This window comes from Tropicimonas aquimaris (assembly GCF_042676185.1).
Classification (GTDB): Bacteria; Pseudomonadota; Alphaproteobacteria; order Rhodobacterales; family Rhodobacteraceae; genus Tropicimonas; species Tropicimonas aquimaris.
The window spans coordinates 1-1,344 of record NZ_JBHTJT010000001.1; the positions used below are offsets into that span (position 1 = coordinate 1).

Consider the following 1,344-nt stretch of genomic DNA (forward strand, 5'->3'; position numbering starts at 1 on the left):
ATATCCTTATCGGGTCGTCTTGGACGACCGACCGGGTGGACGGCGCTTTCATATACCTATCAGACGGCGAGGGTGTGTGGACACGCAGCTACCTCGACGTGGGCGTTCCGGTTTCCAACCTCAATGGTTTGGCAATTGACGACGTCAATGGAGACGGTTTGACCGACCTTGTTGCAACGACTTGGGTGGGAGGCCCTTACCCAGGCGGAGGCTTTGCAGTGTTCACCGCGGAAGATCCTTGGGATGGCAGAATTGTCGGTAATGATGGCGACAACAAGCTCAGGGGCGGAAAGGGAGATGACCTGATCCGTTCCGGCGCCGGCGATGACCATGTGCTCGCGAAGCAAGGAGACGACGAAGTCCATGCAGGAGATGGTGACGATCTCGTCAACGGCCAAGACGGGAACGATCACCTCTACGGCGATGAAGGCAACGACATCATCAACGGCAATGACGGCGACGATATCGTCTACGGTGGCGCGGGTTCGGACGTACTTCATGGCAACGGCGGGAACGATCTGGGGCGCGGGGGAGTTGGCAACGACAGGCTGTCTGCCGGCACCGGTGATGACACCTTCTTCGGACAGGATGGTGATGATGCGCTTAGTTTTGATGGCGCCGGCGAGGACATCATGGTCGGCGGGGCCGGAGATGACGCCTTCATATGGAGCCAGTCCAGCGATGGAGGAGATGCATCGATTGACGTCATCGTCGGAGACGAGCATCTCAGGCTACGCTTGATCACCGACGACGGCCTTGAAATCGACGAAATGGCTTATGATACGAGCCAAGGGTTCGACACGGCCAACTTCCATGTTGTTGATCTTGCTACGGCATCTGCTCTGGCAGCCGAGATATTGGCAGAGTACGACGGACAGACCACGGCACAACTTGACACGATCGGTGTGACAATCGCTGAAATCGACCTGATCCGTATCTACGTCGATGGGTATGCTGGCTTGTTCGCTGAGTTGGGAAGCTTCGATTTCTCGGCATAGAGCGCTCCGGGACGTCAGCGTCGAACCGAGCAGGTCGAATTGTAGCGTTGATCAAATCGTAGAATTTCCCGCCTGGAGTGATCCCCGGGCGGGGCTTCTCGCGGGTTGTTGCCGGGCTACATTAGAGAGTCACGTGCCTGCGGACGAACTTATGCGAAGGGCCGTTGCAAGAATGCCCCGCCGATGAGTTGATGGCGGTCACCAGATTATATTGTGGGACGATTACTCCGTCCGAAAAGATGTTGCGACTGCGAAGTGGCAGTCCCGTCTGGAGGTCCGCTTTGCGCAGGAAGGCGACATGTGCATGAAACCGCGGTGGATCGGACACGTGCATCAAGCAATCAAG

1 protein-coding gene is annotated in these 1,344 nt (G+C 57.1%); it reads left to right on the forward strand.

Annotated features, from left to right (window positions below):
- Positions 1-998 (forward strand): calcium-binding protein (locus ACFQ2S_RS00005; protein ID WP_386071669.1); only part of this gene is annotated, 998 nt, incomplete at its 5' end.
- Between the last annotated feature and the right edge of the window lie 346 nt (positions 999-1,344).